The 17,524-nt window shown below is 69.3% G+C and carries 14 protein-coding genes; 4 read left to right on the forward strand and 10 right to left on the reverse strand.

Features of this window, described 5'->3' with window-relative positions; genetic code table 11:
- Positions 1–14: 14 nt before the first annotated feature.
- Genes ACFXI3_RS04655 through ACFXI3_RS04665 form a run of 3 tightly spaced genes read right to left on the reverse strand, consistent with a single transcriptional unit; the run spans position 15 to position 2,829 of the window.
- The gene (locus ACFXI3_RS04655; RefSeq protein WP_378398062.1) at positions 15–884 is read right to left on the reverse strand and encodes an SRPBCC family protein; all 870 of its coding nucleotides are present in this window, start codon (positions 882–884) and stop codon (positions 15–17) included.
- 24 nt (positions 885–908) lie between these two features.
- A complete protein-coding gene (locus ACFXI3_RS04660) occupies positions 909–1,211 on the reverse strand; it encodes an antibiotic biosynthesis monooxygenase family protein (protein WP_378398063.1) in 303 nt (100 codons plus the stop codon).
- A gap of 25 nt (positions 1,212–1,236) precedes the next feature.
- Positions 1,237–2,829 (reverse strand): class I adenylate-forming enzyme family protein, encoded by a 1,593-nt coding sequence (locus ACFXI3_RS04665; protein ID WP_378398064.1) that lies wholly within the window; start codon positions 2,827–2,829, stop codon positions 1,237–1,239.
- 191 nt (positions 2,830–3,020) lie between these two features.
- Between ACFXI3_RS04665 and ACFXI3_RS04670 the strand changes: the two genes are divergently transcribed.
- Together ACFXI3_RS04670 and ACFXI3_RS04675 are read left to right on the forward strand one after the other, a co-directional pair.
- The gene (locus ACFXI3_RS04670; RefSeq protein WP_378398065.1) at positions 3,021–4,637 is read left to right on the forward strand and encodes an FAD-dependent oxidoreductase; all 1,617 of its coding nucleotides are present in this window, start codon (positions 3,021–3,023) and stop codon (positions 4,635–4,637) included.
- Positions 4,638–4,660: 23 nt separating this feature from the next.
- Positions 4,661–5,368, forward strand: a complete 708-nt coding sequence (locus ACFXI3_RS04675) for an SDR family oxidoreductase (protein WP_378398066.1) — start codon at positions 4,661–4,663, stop codon at positions 5,366–5,368.
- A gap of 52 nt (positions 5,369–5,420) precedes the next feature.
- Here ACFXI3_RS04675 and ACFXI3_RS04680 read toward each other — a convergent pair whose 3' ends face one another.
- The 4 genes from ACFXI3_RS04680 to ACFXI3_RS04695 all read right to left on the reverse strand — a co-directional run bounded on the left by ACFXI3_RS04680 (position 5,421) and on the right by ACFXI3_RS04695 (position 8,997).
- Positions 5,421–6,197: a cyclase family protein gene (locus ACFXI3_RS04680; RefSeq protein WP_378398067.1), complete on the reverse strand. Its 777-nt coding sequence runs from the start codon at positions 6,195–6,197 to the stop codon at positions 5,421–5,423.
- On the reverse strand, positions 6,197–6,451 hold the full coding sequence (locus tag ACFXI3_RS04685) for an acyl carrier protein (protein WP_378398068.1): 255 nt from the start codon (positions 6,449–6,451) through the stop codon (positions 6,197–6,199). Before ACFXI3_RS04685 ends, ACFXI3_RS04680 begins: the two co-directional genes overlap by 1 nt.
- A 69-nt stretch (positions 6,452–6,520) precedes the next feature.
- Positions 6,521–7,732 carry a ketosynthase chain-length factor gene (locus tag ACFXI3_RS04690; RefSeq protein WP_378398069.1) on the reverse strand — a complete coding sequence of 404 codons (1,212 nt, stop codon included), beginning with the start codon at positions 7,730–7,732 and terminating at the stop codon, positions 6,521–6,523.
- The gene (locus tag ACFXI3_RS04695; protein ID WP_378398084.1) at positions 7,729–8,997 is read right to left on the reverse strand and encodes a beta-ketoacyl-[acyl-carrier-protein] synthase family protein; all 1,269 of its coding nucleotides are present in this window, start codon (positions 8,995–8,997) and stop codon (positions 7,729–7,731) included. The genes ACFXI3_RS04690 and ACFXI3_RS04695 overlap by 4 nt, the downstream gene beginning before the upstream one ends.
- 1,636 nt (positions 8,998–10,633) lie before the next feature.
- Between ACFXI3_RS04695 and ACFXI3_RS04700 the strand changes: the two genes are divergently transcribed.
- The gene (locus tag ACFXI3_RS04700) at positions 10,634–11,320 is read left to right on the forward strand and encodes a BTAD domain-containing putative transcriptional regulator (protein ID WP_378398071.1); all 687 of its coding nucleotides are present in this window, start codon (positions 10,634–10,636) and stop codon (positions 11,318–11,320) included.
- Positions 11,321–11,401: 81 nt separating this feature from the next.
- Here ACFXI3_RS04700 and ACFXI3_RS04705 read toward each other — a convergent pair whose 3' ends face one another.
- The 3 genes from ACFXI3_RS04705 to ACFXI3_RS04715 all read right to left on the reverse strand — a co-directional run bounded on the left by ACFXI3_RS04705 (position 11,402) and on the right by ACFXI3_RS04715 (position 14,279).
- Positions 11,402–12,364, reverse strand: a complete 963-nt coding sequence (locus ACFXI3_RS04705; protein ID WP_378398072.1) for an ArsR/SmtB family transcription factor — start codon at positions 12,362–12,364, stop codon at positions 11,402–11,404.
- 177 nt (positions 12,365–12,541) lie between these two features.
- The gene (locus tag ACFXI3_RS04710; protein ID WP_378398074.1) at positions 12,542–13,402 is read right to left on the reverse strand and encodes an NAD(P)-dependent oxidoreductase; all 861 of its coding nucleotides are present in this window, start codon (positions 13,400–13,402) and stop codon (positions 12,542–12,544) included.
- A gap of 10 nt (positions 13,403–13,412) precedes the next feature.
- Complete coding sequence (locus tag ACFXI3_RS04715) at positions 13,413–14,279, reverse strand: NAD(P)-dependent oxidoreductase (RefSeq protein ID WP_378398075.1); 867 nt, start codon at positions 14,277–14,279, stop codon at positions 13,413–13,415.
- A gap of 95 nt (positions 14,280–14,374) precedes the next feature.
- On the opposite strand from ACFXI3_RS04715, the gene ACFXI3_RS04720 reads away from it, so the two are divergent.
- Positions 14,375–17,503 (forward strand): BTAD domain-containing putative transcriptional regulator, encoded by a 3,129-nt coding sequence (locus ACFXI3_RS04720; RefSeq protein ID WP_378398077.1) that lies wholly within the window; start codon positions 14,375–14,377, stop codon positions 17,501–17,503.
- The last annotated feature ends 21 nt before the right edge of the window (positions 17,504–17,524 follow it).

Raw genomic sequence — 17,524 nt, forward strand, 5'->3', positions numbered from 1 at the left:
CCGGCACGCTCAGATCATTCCAGGATTTCTTTCACCGCAAGGAGATTCCGCCGGGCGTCCGCGATCAGCTCGTCGCCGATCCCGTCCTTTCCGGAGACTTCCGGGGCGGCGATCGTGGTCTGCTCCGCGGTGACCAGTGTGCCGTCCGGAGTTGCGGAGAACAGCAGCCGGCCGGTATGCGTTTCGTACGGAGCGGGCAGGCCGACAGCTTTGGTCACGATCTTGTCGTGCGGAAGGCAGACCCAGGCCGACTTGCGCACGCGCGGTGCGTCCTCTCCTCGGACCTCCAGGTCCACGAACTGCACATCGGGCGCGGCTTCACGGACCTCGGCCCGCTCGATGTGCGCCATCCGGCCCGGCCACCCGGCCACGTCGCGCACCGCCTGGTAGACGTCCTGGACCCGGCAGGCGATCCGGACTTCGGCGGTGCGAACGACGGTGCGTTCCTCCAGTTCGGCCAGGTGCTCCGCACGCCTGCGGAGCGCGTCCATCTGAGCGTTGCCGTGCTTGGTGAACATGGCGACGGCGCGCTCGCGTGCCTCGGGCGCGTCCGACGCCATGCTGAACGTGTGGTGCGACTCCACCAGCGTGCGATCGTCGGACAGCGGCTTGAACAGCCACCGGCCGGTCAGTCCGCGAACCTCGCCGACCGCACCCCGCTGCTCGAAATCCATGCTCAGCCCGACCGGGTCGAGATCGCGGCGGGACGAGAAGATTCGCGTGCCGCCGTCCGGGGTCAACCCCCAGAATCGGTAGACATCCTCGTTTCCCGTCTGTTCGAGACACTCGGTGTGCAAGATCCACGGGAACAGCAGCGGCCAGGAGCCCGCGTCGGTCAGCAGGCGGTACGCGGTGGCGGCGGGCGCCGCCACCTCGGCCGTCACTCGGGCGTGGTGCGATCCCATCGCTCAGTCGACCGCGGCCGCGGTGCTTTCCCGGACCAGCTCGAACGGGCCGGGCTCAGCTGTGGCGTGCTGCCGGATCTTCTTGACCGGCTCGAGAAAACGGTCGCTGCTGATCGCCGCCTTGTGCAGCTCGCGCTCTTCCCATTCGGCGGTCTCCACGAACACGTTGGGCTCGTTCACCGAGCGGTACAGCCGGTGGAACCGGAATCCGGGCTGGGTCTTCATGTAGGCGTTGATCTCGGCGAGGATGGCCAGGAATTCGTCGGTGTCGCCGTGCACGGTGAACCGGTTGATCAGATAGAACATGCTGTTTCCTCCAGAGAAAGGTCGGTCAGTGTGCCGATTCGCGGCCGAGTGCCCGCTCGCGCAGGTCGCGGCGGGACACTTTGCCGACGGGGGAGCGGGGGATCCGGTCCACCAGTTCGACGTGTCCCAGTTGTTCGTAGTAAGGCACTTGTGCGTTGACGAAGTCCCGCACCGCGGCCGGGTCGAGCGCATCGCCGTCCGCCACGATCTGCGCGTAGGCCACCGCGCCGTGCAATTCGTCGGGACAGTCGAATACGACGCAGTCCCGGACCTCGGGGTGCCGCCGGACGACTTTTTCGATCTCGCTCGGCGCGACCAGCCAGTTGTCGTGCTTGAACACGTCCTTGAGCCGGTCGATGACGAACAGGTAGCCGTCCGCGTCGAGATGGCCGGCGTCGCCGGTGGAGAACCAGCCGTCCTCGTCGACGTCCTCGGCCAGATCCCGGCCGAGATAGCCGAGCATCAGCTGCGGGCCGCGGACCTGGATTTCGCCCAGCGAGCCGACCGGCCGCACCGCACGGGTTTCCACGTCCACGATGCGGCATTCGCCGCCGGGCACGAGCACGCCGCACGATCCGGACCTCGGCTCGTCCAAGTTGCCGAGCAGCATCGACGGCGAAGTCTCCGCGAGGCCGTAGCCCTGCACCACCGGCACGCTGAAGTGCTCGGACAGCAAGCTCGCGGCATGCGGCGACAGGGCCGACCCGCCGGACAGGATGCCGCGCGACGCCGGCGCTTCGAGTTCGGGCAGCCGCGGATCAGCGGCCAGCCGAGCCAGCCGCACCGGGAGGCTGTAGTAGTGCGTCGCGCCGTGCCGCCGTGCGGCGTCGACCGATCCGGCGATGTCGTCTCCCGGGCACAGCACGTGTGTCGCCGCGGCGGCCACGCCCGCGGTCAGGTGCATCGAGTGGAACGTCGGCAGGAAGTTGAACAGCACGGACGACTCGGTCAGCTGCTGGCCGTGAACGGTCTGTGCCGCGTTCACCGCCAGATTGCGGTGAGACAGCCGCACGGCCTTCGGCGTTCCGGTCGTGCCGCTGGTGAATTGCAGACACGCCAACGACTCCGGATCGGCTTCGCCCGCGGCCGGATCGACGCCCGCTCGAGCCGCCAGTTCGTCCAGGGTCGGCGCGTCGATCCCGCCTTCGCGGTGCGTCAGCACAATCGACTGGAGATCCGGCAGGCCGCCGGCCGCGGGCGCGAGGTTCCGGTACACCTGGGGCGACACGATCGCGATGCGCGCACCGCACGTGCGCAGCAGTTGGACGAGTCGTTCGGCGGGCAGGTACGGGTTGAGCAACGCGCTGGCGTTGCCCGAACGGGAGATACCGAAGAATCCCACCGCGAAGTCGACGCTGAGCACCATGGACAGCGCGATCACCGTGTCGCTCCCGGCGAGTTCGCGCAGAGCCGCGCCGCACCGGGTCGTCTTGGCGTTCAGGGCCGCGTAGGAGATTTCTCCCCCGGGGTAACGGAAAGCCGCCCGTTCGGGCGCGCATTCGGCGGCCCGGCGGAGCAGGTCGTCGATCCGCGGCCCGCCGATGTGCTCGGCGATGGTGTCCAGGGGCGGTCCCGCGGCGATGCTGTCCGGCGGGGACGCCGTTTCTGCCGTCGCCATGGACGGGTGTCCTCTCGCTAGCGGTTTGCTCGGTCGGGGCGAGTCTCGCGCCGGCGGCTTGAGCGCCGCTCGAGTTCCGCTGTCGGTCCATTGTGGACGCCTCCAGCCTTCCTCGAGGCGGTTGCCGAGCCGGAACCGGGATGATCGCGACGCGAAGGTCTCGGGAAGACTGAGGAATGTCGAGGGAAGCCATGCCTGAGGTGGATGTACTGGTGGTCGGCGCGGGTCCGGTCGGACTGGCCGCGGCACACGAACTGGTCAGGCGCGGAGTGCGGGTGCGGCTGGTCGACAAGGCCGACGGGCCCGCGGCGACCAGCCGGGCCAGCGCGACGCACGCGCGCACTCTCGAGCTGTACCACCAGATGGGCGTGCTCGACGAGATCCTGCCGCGCGGCATCCGCGCCGGCAGCTTTTCCATCCATCGCAACGGCCGCAGGCTGATCCGGTTCGGCACCGACTACACCGAGCTGCCGACCCGCTTCCCGTTCACGCTCCAAGTGGACCAGGCGATCACCGAGGAAGTGCTCCGGGACAGCTTGCTCCGCTACGGAGTCAAGGTGGAGTGGGGAATCGAGCTGGACAGGCTCGAACAGCATCCCGGCCACGCCGACGCTGTGCTGCGGACTGCCGACGGCCGGACGGACACGGTGTCCGTCCCGTGGCTGGTGGGCACGGACGGCGCGCACAGCACGGTACGCAAGGAGCTGGACCTTCGCCTTCTCGGCGACTCGTCGGAGCGGTGGTCGATCGCGGACGCGGTCATCGACGTCGACCTGCCCAAGGACGGGCTGCACCTGATGCACACGCCGAAGGGCGCGATTCTGTTGGTGCCGTTCCCCGCCCGGGGAAAGTGGCGGCTGCTGGACACCACCGCCGAGGCGCACGACGCGAACGCGGATCCCGACGCGGTCGCCGCGCGGTTCTCCGTGCTGATCGGGCAGGCCCTCGGTCGTCCGGCCAAGGTGGAGCGGCCGACGTGGGTGTCGGTGTTCACCATCCAGCAGCGGATGATCCAGCAGATGAGGGTCGGCAGGTGCTTTCTCGCGGGCGATGCGGCCCACGTGCACAGCCCGGCGTCCGGCCAGGGCATGAACACCGGGATCCAGGACGCCGTCAACCTCGCGTGGAAACTCGCCGACGTGGTCAGGGGATACGCGGACGAGAAGCTTCTGGACAGCTACAGCGTCGAACGGGTTCCGGTCGGCGAGGCGTTGCTGGGGTCGACGAAAAAGGCGACCGCGCTGATCGCGTTGCGCAACGCGCTCGCCCCTCTCCTGCTGCCCGTCGGACTCGGCCTGCTGAACCTCCTCAAGCCCGCCAAGCGCAAGGCCGAGCGCAAGATGATGAAGACCATCTCGGCGCTCGGGCTGAACTACCGCGACAGCCCGCTGAACCGCTCGGCAAGCGGCTCGCTCGAGGGAATCCGGCCAGGCCACCGGGTCGGCTGTACCGAGGAAGCGGAGAAGTCCAGCGCCGGCTGGCGCGCGCTGTGCTCGGAAGAGCTGGTCGATCCGCGGTGGACCTTGCTCCTGTTCGGCGGCGACAGGTCGCTGGCCGAGCACGCGGTCCGGCGTTACGGCGCGGCTGTGTCCGTGCGCGCGGTGAGCGCGTCTCCCGATTCGCCGTACGCCTTGGCGGATCCGGACGGCCGGCTCGCTTCGGAGATCGGCGCCCGGCCCGGCGACTACGTCTTGATCCGTCCGGACGCGTATCTCGCCGGCAAAGGCCCGGTGACCGGCACGGCCGGGCTGGACGCGGTGCTCAACGGAGTGCACCTGCATTCCCAGCCGGCGGCGGCGGGCCGATGAACCTCGAAGGCAAGGTGGCGCTGGTGACCGGCGCGACTCACGGTCTCGGTCTCGCGATCGCCCGGAAGCTAGGCCGTTCAGGCTGCCGCGTCTTCCTGAACTACGCCCACGACGAAGACCGCGCCCGGCGGGCGGCGGCCGGGATCGGCGGCGAAACCCGGGCGGTCAAAGCCGACGTGGGCTGTCCGGACCAGGTCGCGTTCCTCTTCGACGAGGTCCAGTCCGATGCCGGAAAGCTGGACATTTTCGTGCACAGCGCGGCCAGCTTCCACCCGATGCCGACCTTGGCCTTCGACGAGGAGAAGTACTCGCGCGACGCGGCCGTGGCGCTCGGTCCGCTGGTGCACGGTGCGGGCCGGATGGCCGAAATGCTCACGGCCGGCACCGGCCGGGTCGTCGCTGTCTCCAGCCGCGGCGGGCGATTCGTGGCTCCGCGGTACGCCGGGCTCGGCATGGCCAAGGCCGCGATGGAGAGCCTGGTGCGGTATCTGGCCGCGGCGCTCGCGGGCCGAGGGGTCACGGTGAACGCCGTGGCCCCGGGAAAACTGGACGAGGGGCCGGATCCGGAACGCGCGGAAACGATCGCCAGGCTGGTCGCCCGGACTCCGGCCGGTCGCCTGGCCACCGCCGGGGACGTGGCCGACGTCGTGGCTTTGCTTTGCCTGCCGGAGGCGGCGTGGATCCACGGCCAGGTGCTCGCGGTGGACGGAGGCCTCGGCCTGATGTCCTGAGCCCGGCCGGGTCGCCGAAGAGCGCGGCCGCCGGATCGTTCGGCGGCCGCGCTCAGTCTTCGACGATCGCGACCGCGCGAGCCCAGCCCGCGCCCGCGCCCGCGATCTTCACCGGAAGACAGGAGACCTTGAACCCGTGCGCCGTGGGCAGGGCGGCCAAATTGGCCAAGCGCTCGATCTGGCAATAGGGCACCTCACGTCCGGCGAAGTGCGCGGGCCACAACACTTCCCGGTCGCCGGTCCGCTGGTACTCCCTGATCATCGCGGTGAAGGGCGCGTCGAGGCTGAAGGCGTCCGTGCCAATCACCCGGACACCCAGGTCCAGCAACAACTTCGTCGCACCTCGGTCGAGGCCGACGAACTCGGTGAAATATTTCGGCGTTCCGGAGAACCGGGACGCGCCGGTGTGCAGCAGCACGATGTCCAGCGGCGACGGCCGGTAGCCGACGCGGTCGAGTTCGCGCCCGATCGTCTCCGCGCCCACCGCCGTTCCCGGGGGCGCGGAGGTGAGGTCGAGGACCACAGCCGGTGCGTAGAACCATTCGAGAGGCACTTGGTCGATGTTCGGCGGCTCCCCGCCAGACGCGCCCCTGCCGTAGTGCGACGGCGCGTCGACGTGCGTTCCGGTGTGTGTCGTCAAGGTGAGCGTGTCGATGGACAGCAGTTCCCCGTGCGGCAGCACCTCCGGGTCGAACTCGATGCCGAAATGCTCGCGCATCTCCGAACTCATGTGCCGGGCGCCCTCGGCGGCGGTCGTGATCTTGTGGATCACCGGTTCGGGTTCCCAGACTGACGCGTCGACGGGGGTCGACAGATCGATGACGCGCATCAGGTCTGCGGGAGGAGTTCGCGGACGGCCTTGACGAACGCGGCCGGAGTGGTCAGTTCGCCGAGCAGTTCGTCGGGGATGGTCGCGCCGAACTCGCGGTCCGCCGCCGCCGCTGTTTCCAGCAGCGCCACCGAGTCGTACCCGAGGTCGGCGAACGGCACGTCCGCGATGTCCCCGTCCAGCTGGACGGTGTCGTCCTCGCCGGCTGCTTCGCGCAGAAGCCGGCGCAGATCGTCGAGAGTGAACTGGGTCATGGCGCCTCCTGAAGGTCGTCGTACCGGCGAAACTGGGCCGGTCTGGTCTGGCATTCGCTCGAGCCGGGCTCAACCTGTCGCGCGCAGCACCACCGCCGTGTTGAACCCGCCGTGCCCGCGGGCGAGCACGAGCGCGGTCCGGATCGGCGTCTCCCTCGGCTGCCCGGAGACGAGGTCGATCGGGTAACGCCGGGCCGGGACGACGTTGAAGGTCGGCGGGATCACCCCGTCCCGGATCGCCAGCAAGGCGGACACCACGTCGAGCGGGGCGCCTCCGGAGTACAACCGCCCGGTCAGCGTTTTGGGCGCGGTGACCGGAACTCGCCGGGCTCCGAACACGGAGGCGATCGCGGTGGCCTCGGCCAGGTCCAGCTCGGGCACTCCGGCGGCGTCCGCGAACACCGCGTCCACCTGCTCCGGCGCGACCGACGCGTCGGCGAGCGCCGACTCGATCGTTCGGCGCAAAGCCGGTTCCCGCCCGGAACCGGGCTTCGGATCGAAGGCCGAGGCGAAACCGGCGAGTTCGCCGTAGCTGGTGTCCCGGCCGCGGGCGCGAGCCGCGCGGTCGTCCTCCACGATCAGGATCGCGCCGCCCTCGCCGGGGACGTGCCCGCTGGCTTCTTCGTCGAACGGGAGATAGGCGCGATCCGGGTCGCTGGCCGTGCTCAACCGCCCGCTGCTCAGTTGCGCGACCCAGCCCCACGGGCACAGCGAGCTGTCCATGCCGCCGGACACAACCAGTCCGAGGCCTTTCCTAATCTGCCGGCGAGCCTGCGCGAGAGCGTCGATTCCGCCTGCTTGTTCCGACACCACGACCCCGCTGGGGCCGCGCATGCCGTGCCGGATCGAGATCTGGCCGGTGTTGACCGCGTAGAACCATGCCCACGACTGGTAAGCGCTGACGTACTCCCGCCCTTTGCTCCACAGCTTTTCCATCTCCCGCTGGCCGAACTCGAAGCCGCCGGACGAGCTCGCGGTGACCACGCCCATCTCGTAGCCGGGCAAGGCGGACGGGTCGGCCTCGGCGTCCCGCAGCGCCCAGTCGGCCGCGGCGAGCGCCAGCCGGGTCATGTGATCGGTCTGCGGGATCAACCGGCTGGACAAGTGCTCCTCCGGGACGAACCCCGGCACCTCGCCCGCCAGCGTCGCGGGATAGGACGACGGGTCGAACCGGCTGATCCGGCCGATGCCGCTCCGCCCGGTCAACGCGGCTGCCCAGAAGTCGTCGATCCCGAGTCCGGTCGGGGCGGCGACGCCGAGTCCGGTCACTACGGCGGTCATGGCGTTCTCCGGTCCGGTTTGGCCAGCAGGATCGCGGTCTGAAACCCGCCGAACCCGCTGCCGACGCTGAGCACGACGTCGGTGCGCTGCTCGCGCGCGGTCAGCGGCACGTAGTCGAGGTCCAGCAGGGGATCGCGCTCGTGCAGGTTCGCGGTGGGCGGCACCACCCCGTGTTCGATCGCGAGCGCGCTCGCCGCGACCTCGATCGAACCGATCGCGCCGAGAGAATGCCCGATCATCGACTTGATCGAGCTGACCGGCGTGCGGTAGGCGTGTTCGCCGAGACTGTCCTTGAACGCCGCGGTCTCGTGCAGGTCGTTCTGCTTGGTGCCGGAGCCGTGCGCGTTCACGTAGTCGATGTCTCCGGGGTCGAGCCGGGCCTCGTCCAGCGCGGCCCGGATCGCCGCCGCCATCTCCTGCCCGTCGGGACGCAATCCGGTCATATGGTACGCGTTGCTGCGCGAAGCGAAGCCGACAATTTCGGCATACGAGTGCGCACCGCGTTTTCTCGCCCGCTCCATTTCCTCGATGACGAATACCGCCGACCCTTCGCCGAGCACGAATCCGTCGCGGGTCCGGTCGTACGGCCGGGACGCGTGTTCCGGGTCGTGATTGCGAGTGGTCGTCGCCTTGATCGCGTCGAACGAAGCGACCGCGATCGGGGAGATCGGCGCGTCGGTCGCGCCGGCGATCATCACGTCCGCGGCGCCCTCGCGAATCAGGTCGCACGCGTAGCCGACCGCGTCGAGACCGGACGTGCATCCGTTCGACACCACGGTGACGGGGCCTTCCGCTCCTGCCTGCCACGCCACCTCGGCAGCCATGGAGCTGGGCACGAAGTGGCCGTACAGATGAGGCGTTCCGTAGCTGTTGTCGACCAGCCAATGCCGGCCCGCGTCGCTGACCACCGCGTATTCCCGGTCCAGGCTCATCGTGCAGCCGACGGCGCTGCCGATGGTGACTCCCACGCGGTGCGGATCCACTTTGTCCGTGTCCAGCCCGCTGTCGGCGATCGCCTCGCGAGAGTTCACCACGGCGAACTGCACCGCACGGTCCATCCTGCGGACCTCTTGCGGGGTCAGGCCGTGCCGTGCCGGGTCGAAGTCGCACTCGCCGGCCACTCTGGACCGGAACGGTGAAGCGTCGAAAAGCGTGGTGCTCCTGGTCGCTGTCCGGCCGGCGGTGATCAGCTCCCAGAATGCCTTCGTTCCCAACCCTCCTGGCGCGAGCACGCCCATACCTGTGATCACGACCCGTCGGCCCATGTCGCCGTAGCCGCGTCGAACACCCGGGCCAGCCCACCCTGCGTCCATGTTCCTGCGAACACCCTCCCCGGCCGTGGCGGATTGCCACCCGAGCCGATCGCGCTGCGAGGAGTCTTGGCCGAACACATCGAGGATGGCCCTTGCCCGCGCTCAACCCTGACTGGAGCCCTGGCCGCTCGCCCTGGCCGCGGTGTGCGATTCGCGCTGTTTTCCCTTGCTGCCCAACGAATCGCGTTGGTAGCCGACCGTTGTCGCGGCAGCGGCGCTTTCGCGCGGGCACGGCCGTCGCCGCGGGGGAGTGTTACGCCGTCTGCCGGAATTTCCGCACTGGCGCGGTTTCTTCCTTGCGTGCCGATTAGGGAGGTGGTTGTCTCCGTAAGAGATCAATCCGGGGCGGGGGCGCATGGGATTTGGCGAGGGAATCCGAGGGAGGCGTGCCGGAGTGGCGGTGTTGTCCGTGGCGGCAACGGTTTCTGCTCATGCGGAGCCTTTGCGGTAATGAATTCGTACCTCGGCTCACTCGGTCGCCAGTATTCGGCCGACACGACAAGCGGGGATATTTGCCCTGCGTGCACCTCTGAACGAAGCGAGAGCGCGAGACGCTCGTGCTTGCCGGGCTTGAGGCGGCCGGGCGATCCGGGGTACCGCGGCGAGAAGGCGATTTCAGCGGTGCGGGGATCGCGGCCGATGGCGACGAGGCGGAGGTTCCGGTCGCGGGAATCGGGGGTGCGGCCGGGTCCGGAAATGCCGGATAAGGCGTGCGAACGATCGCCTGAAGTGGCGCTCCGCGATCGCCTGATTGCTCGCGGACGCCGAAGCGACGCGCTCGATATCGGAGTAGAGTGAGAATCGGGTCAAAGCTGAGGGGAACGGCAATCGGCCGGAACGCGGGCCTGGTGCGGCCGGATCCCGGAACATTGTGATCCAGGCGGAGAACTCACGGCGGTTCCGGGGAAGACGCAGTTTGCCACGGGGGCGAATGGGGTGTCGAGCAATCCGGCGCGGTCGGACGGCGTGATCGGCGCGGCAGGCCGCGTACTGGACAGCTGCGTCGCTGTGCACAAGATCCGCGGTGCACAAGAAAGGGGAAGGAATGCGCGGAAGAATTTTTCGTGACGGACGGGCCGGGCTGACGGCTGCCGCGGGTAGCCGCGCGAGTGCGGTTCGCACACGCATTATCGTCGCAGCGAGGCTGGACCGTGCTCGCGCTTCGCGAGTCGAGGGAAATCGCCGACGCGGCGCTATTCGGAGGCAGTTATCGGTGCGGGGAGCGGTCGCTGCCTCAGGCCGTGACGGGGCGGGCGCCCGCTGTTCGACGGTCCGGTTCCGCGACGTTGACAGCGGTCGTAGACTGGCGAATATTCCGGGGCGTGGGCTTTATCCGGTGCTTGCGGCAGGGTAAATCCGTGCGAGTTCCCGCTGACTGGATCAGACGCCCGCCAGGTTTTCTCAAGCCGGCTCATGGTCCGCCCGGGACGGTTCGCGGACGGGGTGCGGAAACCGGGTGCTTCGAGGGAAACATCCGCCAAGCTGGGGAGTTCTGGGGGATTCCATGCAGTTCAACATACTTGGGCCGATCGAAGTAAGATGCGGAAACGAGTTATGCACGCCGACGGCGCCGAAGGTCCGCTGGACCATGGCCCTGTTGCTGATGTGCGCCAATAGGATCGTGGAGACCAACGCGATTGTCGACGAGCTGTGGGGGGACACCCCGCCGAAGAGCGCGGTAGCCACCCTGCAGAGTTATGTTTACCAATTGCGCAAGACGTTCAAAGGGCCGTTGGGCAGCAAGGGGGTGGACGAGCTGATCATGACCCAGCCGCCCGGTTACAGCCTCCGGCTGCTCGGCCACGAGCTGGACTCGCTCACGTTCACCCGGCTGTCCGAAGAGGGCGGCCAGCTGCTTGAGTCCGGGCAGCAGGGGCAAGCTTCGGTGAAGCTGCGGCAGGCGCTGAGCCTGTGGCGTGGTCCGGTGCTGGCGGATCTCGCGCCCGGACGGCTGCTCGAAGCGCACGCCGCGTACCTCGAGGAGACCCGGATCCGCACGCTGGAGCTGCGGATCAGGGCCGACCTGCAGCTCGGCAGGCATCGCGAGCTGATCCCCGAACTGCGCTCGCTGACCACGACGCACCCGTTGAACGAGTGGTTCCACGTCGAGCTGATCACCGCGCTGCACAACACGGGCCGGCGAGGCGAGGCGTTGCACGCTTACCGGAATCTGCATCGGATCCTGGACGAGGAGCTGGGCCTGATGCCCTCCGCCTCATTGCGGGAACTGCATCACCAAGTGCTCACCGGGGAGAGCCTGACTGCTATCGCGTGACTGCGTCCGGGCCAGCTGTCCCCTCGGCCTATGTGCGGAGGCGATTCGCTTTGCCTGCTGATATCGGCCTTCGCACACGAACTACCGCGCCTCGAGAAATGCCTTCCCCAGCGGCGTAAGCGAATGATGCACCCCCGCCCCCTCCCGGGTCGTCGTAATCAGCCCGGCCGTCCGCAACGTTTTCGTATGCTGGCTGACCGCCGCCGGTGAAACTCCCAACCGCGCCGCCAAGACCGTCGTGGACGCCTCCGCTGCCAATTCGCACAACAGCCGCGCCCGGGTGCGACCCACGAGCCCTGCCAGCTGATCCTCCCGGGTGCCCACCGGTTCGCGCGGCACCAGCCCCGCCGCCGGGCAGACCAGCGTCGGCTGTTGGGCGGCGTCGATGAATGTCACCGGTTCGCCCCAGCAAAAATGGGCCGGAACCAATACCAAACCCCGCCCGTTCAAAGCCACCGTGCGGTCGCGCGGATAATCCGCCTCCAGGACCGGATTGCGCCACCGGATCGACGGGTGCAGATTCCCCAACAGTGCCTCGACCCCGCCGCTCAGCAGCTGCTCCGCGTATCGGGTGCGCTCGGTTTCGACTCGCCGGTCCAGGACCGGCCGCGCGGGTCCGAGGACGAGGTCGCTGTACTCGCGCAGGGCGTGCACGACACCGCGGGTGCTGCCGTCGGCGTAGACCGTGCGGGCCCAGCGCGGTGCGCGGCGGTGTCGGGCGAAGGTGCGGACGATGTCCTCGCGCAGGACGGCTTTCGGCTGGGCCAAGATGGTTTCGAAATGGGCTCCGACGTCCGTTTCGTCCAGCGCCGGCGTCAGGAAGTCCGGGAAGTTCCCGGCCGGGACCACCTCCGCGGCGGTTTTCAGGCAGCGCCAGTGCGCGGGGGCCCGTCGGGCTCCGGTCAGGACTGTCGCGCGCCAGCCGCGGTACTCCAGGGGCAGGTGAGGGTCCTGGAGACTGTTGATGCTCAGAATCAGCTCCCACGTCGGGTGCGCGCCCCTCGCCACTCGCACCCGGCACAGGTCTTTTGCGGTGAAAATCATGCGCAGCATCGAAACCAACCCCTGGTCCGCGCCTCCCCAGCGCGGCTCTGCGTCCAGGATGCGGCCCGGGACCGCGGTCTGGGAAGCGTTGTCCGGCGACCGGCGCGGATCCGTCGGCGGGCGGGGCCGCGGATTCGGCCGGGCTTAACGGCGGCGGCTTCCCAGACCGCGGGCGGATCACGCCTTGCTGCGGATCACGTCGATCAGGCTGGACCAGCTGTCCCGTCCGTGCCCGGCGGCGATGGCGCGGTCGTAGTGCTCCTTCACCGCGGCGGGCAGGGCCGTGTCGATGCCCGCGTCCCGGCTGGCGGCGAGGACGTGGTCGGCCGTCGCGCCCATCATCTTCGCGTTCGCCTGGTCGCCGGGGTGGGTGCCGCTGTCGACGTTCTTCGCGGTTTCGTCCAGCGTGGTCTGCACGAGCGTCAGCAGTTCCGCCGCGTACGGCACCAGCGTCGCGGCGGACACTCCGGCCGTGCCGACGAGCGCGGCGGAGTGCAGGAACGCCGAGAGCGTGGTGAGGAACAGGTCCAGCAGCGACTGGTAGTACAGCTGCGCCAGGCCCGGGTCCGCGCCCCGGTAGTCCGGCCGTCCGATGACGCGCAGCGCAGGCTCGATCCGGTCGAACACCGGCTGCGCGCCGCTGTAGAACACGAACGAACCCTCAGTGCCGACGACCGGCGCGGGCACCATGATCCCGCCGGCGATCATCTCCGCGCCGCGCGCGGCCAGCCATTCCGCGGCCACTCGCGTCCGCTCCGGCGTGTCCGAGCTGAGGTTCACCACGATCTTGCCCCGCAGCGCGTCCTCGGTCGGCGCGAGAATGTCGTACATCGCCTGATAATCGGTGAGACTGAGAAGCACCAGTTCGTTCGCGGCCAGCGCGTCCACGACCGTTTCCGCGCGCTTCGCGCCCGCGGCCACCAGCTCGTCGGCCCGGCTCGCGGTGCGGTTCCACACCGTCACCTCGTGGCCGGCGGCCAGATAGGACCGCACCATGGCCTGGCCCATCGGGCCGAGACCGATCAACGTCACATTCACGGTTTTCTCCTTATTTCTTCAGCAGTTCGATGACGCTCGTGAGGTTTTCCGCGCCGTGGCCGTCGGCGGTGCGGCGCAGGAGCAGCTGGTGCAGCGGTGCGAGCAGTTCGGAGCTGACGCCCTGGTCAGCGGCCGCGGCGGGCAGGTTGTCGAACGCGGCGGCCTGCATCCCGAGGTTCGACACGACGCCCTGGCTGTAGTCGCCGCTGTCGATCTCCTTGGCGGCGTGCTCGGCGAAGGTGCCCATCGCGGTCAGCCATCCGCTCAGCAGCGGCTGGAACTCGACCGCCGAGAGGCCTTCGCTGCGGATCAGCGCGTAGGCCTGCAAGATGCCGATGAACTGGCCATACATCCCCGACAGCAGCGAGAGATCGTGCAGTGCCGCGAGGCCCGGGTCCTCGCCGACGTAGTTGCTGCCGCCGAACGCGTCGAACGCCGCGCGATGCGTGTCGAAGACGTCCTTCGGCCCGCTGTAGAACACGAACGCGCCCGGCTGCCCGATCATCGGCGGCACCGCCATGATCCCGCCGTCGAGGAACTCCCCACCCTGCTCCGAGACCCATTCGGCCAGCTCACGGGCCTGTCGAGGGGTGCCGTTAGTCAGGTTCACCACCGTCTTGCCCGCCAGCGAAGCCGTGCCGAGCACCTCGCGCACCGACGCGTCGTCCAGCAGACAGGCGATCACCAGCTCGCTCGCCGCGACCGCTTCGGCGGCCGACCCCGCCGCTATCGCACCCCGTGTGACCAGCGGTTTCGCCTTGTCCGCCGAGCGGTTCCAGACCGTCACCGGCCGCCCTGTGTCCAGCAGCGCGCCGACCAGCGCGCTGCCCATCGCTCCGAGCCCCAGCACAGTCGCTGAGGTCGCATTCCCGGACATGTCGTCCCTCCAGTTCGTCGATCTGCCGACCACGGTGCCGACGCCTACGCACGGTTCGCTGGGGGTCCGCGCACGGGTGCGGTTACGGTGGATTCGTGCGATTCGGCATCCTGGGGCCCTTGGCCGTGAGCAGCGACGACGGCGAGCCGGTCCGGGTGCCTGAGGCCAAGGTCCGGACCCTGCTCGCGGTCCTTCTCGTGCACGAGGGCCGTCCGGTGTCGGCGGACCGGCTGGCGGACGATCTGTGGGGCGACCAGCTGCCCGGCAATCCGGTCAACACGCTGCAGACGAAGGTCTCGCAGCTGCGCCGCGCGCTCGAAGGCGCCGAACCTGGGCAGGGCCGTGCGCTGGTGCATCAGGCACCCGGTTACGTGCTGCGGATCGAGCCGGAGGCGCTCGACGTCGGACGGTTCCGTGCGTTGATCGCCGCGGCAAGCACGGCGGAGGACCCGCAGTCGAAGGTCACGCTGTTCACTGAGGCGCTGGCGCTATGGCGGGGTCCGGCGCTCGCCGAGTTCGCCGATGAACCCTTCGCGCAGCCGGTGATCCAGCGGCTGGAAGAAGACCGCCTTGTCGCGCAAGAAAATCTCGCCGACGCGCGGCTCGCTCTGGGCGAACATGCCGCGCTCACGGCGGAGCTCGCCGACCTCGTCGGGCGGCATCCGTTGCGGGAACGGCTACGCGCCCTGCAGGTGCGCGCGCTGTACGCGGCGGGGCGGCAGAGCGAGGCGCTGGCCTCCTACGACGAGCTGCGCCGCCGTCTCGCCGACGAGCTAGGACTGGATCCCGGCTCCGAACTCGCGGCGCTGCACCGGTCGATTCTGGCGCAGGATCCGGCGCTGACCGCCGTCGTTCCACAGCTTCCGGTGCCGCTCACTGAACTGGTCGGCCGCACCGCCGCGGTGCGTGCCGTCAGCACGCTCGTCAGCGAATCTCGGCTGGTCACGCTCACCGGACCCGGTGGCGTCGGCAAGACCCGGCTCGCGCTGGAGACCGCGCACCGGCTCGGCGGTGACTTCGCCGCGGGAGCGTGGCTCGTGGAACTGACCGGCATGGACCGCCACGAATGCGCGCTGAGCCAGTGTCCGCCGATCGAGTGGGTGGTGGAGGCGATCGCGGCGACGCTGGGGATCCGGGACGCGGCAGTCCCGTCCCCGGCGGATCCCGTGGAACGGCTGGCCGAGTCGTTGCGGGGCAAGGAAACACTCGTCGTCCTGGACAACTGCGAGCAGCTGATCGAGCCGGTCGCCGCGCTGACCGCACGACTGCTGGCGGCCGCGCCCGGGCTGCGGATCCTCGCCACCAGCCGGGAGCCGCTCGGGATTGCCGGGGAAACGCAATTCCCGGTGCCGCCGCTGGACCACGACAGTGCCGCGCAGCTTTTCACCGCGCGGGTCGCGGACACCGGGTTCACTGTGGACAGTTCTGACGCGGCCGCGGTCGCGGAGATTTGCCGGAAGCTGGACGGACTGCCGCTGGCGCTCGAACTCGCTGCGACTCGCGTGCGCGCGTTGGGCGTGCCGGAGTTGCTGCGGCGGCTGGACGATCGGTTCCGCGTGCTCGACACCACCCGTCGCGGCGTTCCCGCCCGGCAGCAGACACTGCGCGCGATGATCGACTGGAGCTGGGAACTCCTGAGCGAGCAGGAACGCCTTGTGCTGCAACGGTTGTCGGTGCACACCGAGGATTGTGCGCTTGACGCGGCCGAGGCGGTCTGCGCGGGCGACGGCGTTGAAGAAGGCGAGGTGCTGGGTCTGCTGGCGAAGCTCGTCGACCGCTCGCTGGTCGTGCCCGCGAACAACGCGCGGTACCGGCTGCTCGAATCGGTGGCGGTTTACGGCCTGGAGCGGCTGCGCGAAGCCGGTGAGGTCGAAAAGACACGGCGTCGGCACGCGGAGTATTACGTCCAGCTCGCCGGTGTCGCGGATGCCGGTCTCCGCGGCCGAGACCAACGACGTTGGCTGCGGCGGCTCGACGCGGACTTGCCGAATCTTCGTGCCGCAGCGGAAAATCTGGCCGGTTGGGGGAGCGCCGACAACGCGTTGCGGCTGGCGAACCGGCTGTCCTGGTACCGGTTCCTGCGCGGCCGGATGGCCGAGGCGATGCGCTCCTTGCGCGCCGCGTCCGGCCTGCCCGGCGGCGATCCCGAGTTGCGCGCGGAAGCACAGGCGACGCTCGCCGCGCTCGGTATCCTGGCTGGCGACCGGCCCGACTGGCGTCCCGTGGCCGAACAGCCGATGAGCGCCCGGGCCAAGTGGTTCATCGGCTACGCACTGTCCACAGTGGCCGATCTGCCCGGGGCCGAGCCGCTGACCCTGGACGCCCTAGCCGCCTTCGAGACTGCCGACGACCGGTGGGGAATCGCGGCGGCGAGCGGCGACCGCGCGAGCCAGGTGCTGTCGAGAGGCGATATCGCGGCAGCGTGGCGTTACGCCGATCGCTGCGCGGAATTGTTCGCTGAAATCGGCGACAAATGGGGGCAGCTGCAGGCGATTTTCGCGCGGGGCGCACTCAGTTCCCTTGCCGGGGACTACGCGCGCGCCGAGGCGGTCCACGTCGAAGGATTGCAGATCGCCGAGGAACTGGGCTTGTGGCCGGAAGCGTCGTACCAGCTGTCCTGGCTAGGCCGGGTAGCGTTGCTGCGCAAGGACTACTCCGCCGCCCGTGAACTGCATGACCGGGCTCGCGAGGTCGCCGCGGAGCACGGCTTCACGCCGGGGGAAATGTATGCGCTGACCGGGCTGGCCCTCGGTACCCGGCGCGAGGGCGACCTCGATCTCGCCGAGCGGCATTTGCGGACGCTGCTCGAGTGGAACAAACAGGTCGATTTCGAACCGGGGAACACGTTGATTCTCGCAGAACTCGGTTTCGTCGCCGAATTGCGCGGAGATCCGGACACTGCGCTGCGACGGCAGCAGGAAGGTCACGAGATCGCCCGCCGGGCCGGGGATCCGCGAGCGATCGCGCTGGCGCTGGAGGGGTTGGCGGGCGCGCACTCACTGGCCGGTGCGCACCGCGAGGCCGCGCGGTTGCTGGGCGCAGCCGCGGCTTCCCGGGCTGGGGTTGGCGCACCGCTGCCCGCCGCGGAGCGGGGCGACGTGGACCGGATCACCGCCCGCGCTAGCAGCGTTCTCGGCGCGGAGGAGTTCGCGGCTGAGTTCCGCGCAGGCGGCGAACTGGGAGCGCCGCTGACGGTCCGTGAAGGGCTCCTTGAGGGAATCTGATTCCCTCAAGGAGCCCTTCAC

Source organism: Amycolatopsis sp. NPDC059235 (assembly GCF_042754125.1).
Classification (GTDB): Bacteria; Actinomycetota; Actinomycetes; order Mycobacteriales; family Pseudonocardiaceae; genus Amycolatopsis; species Amycolatopsis albidoflava.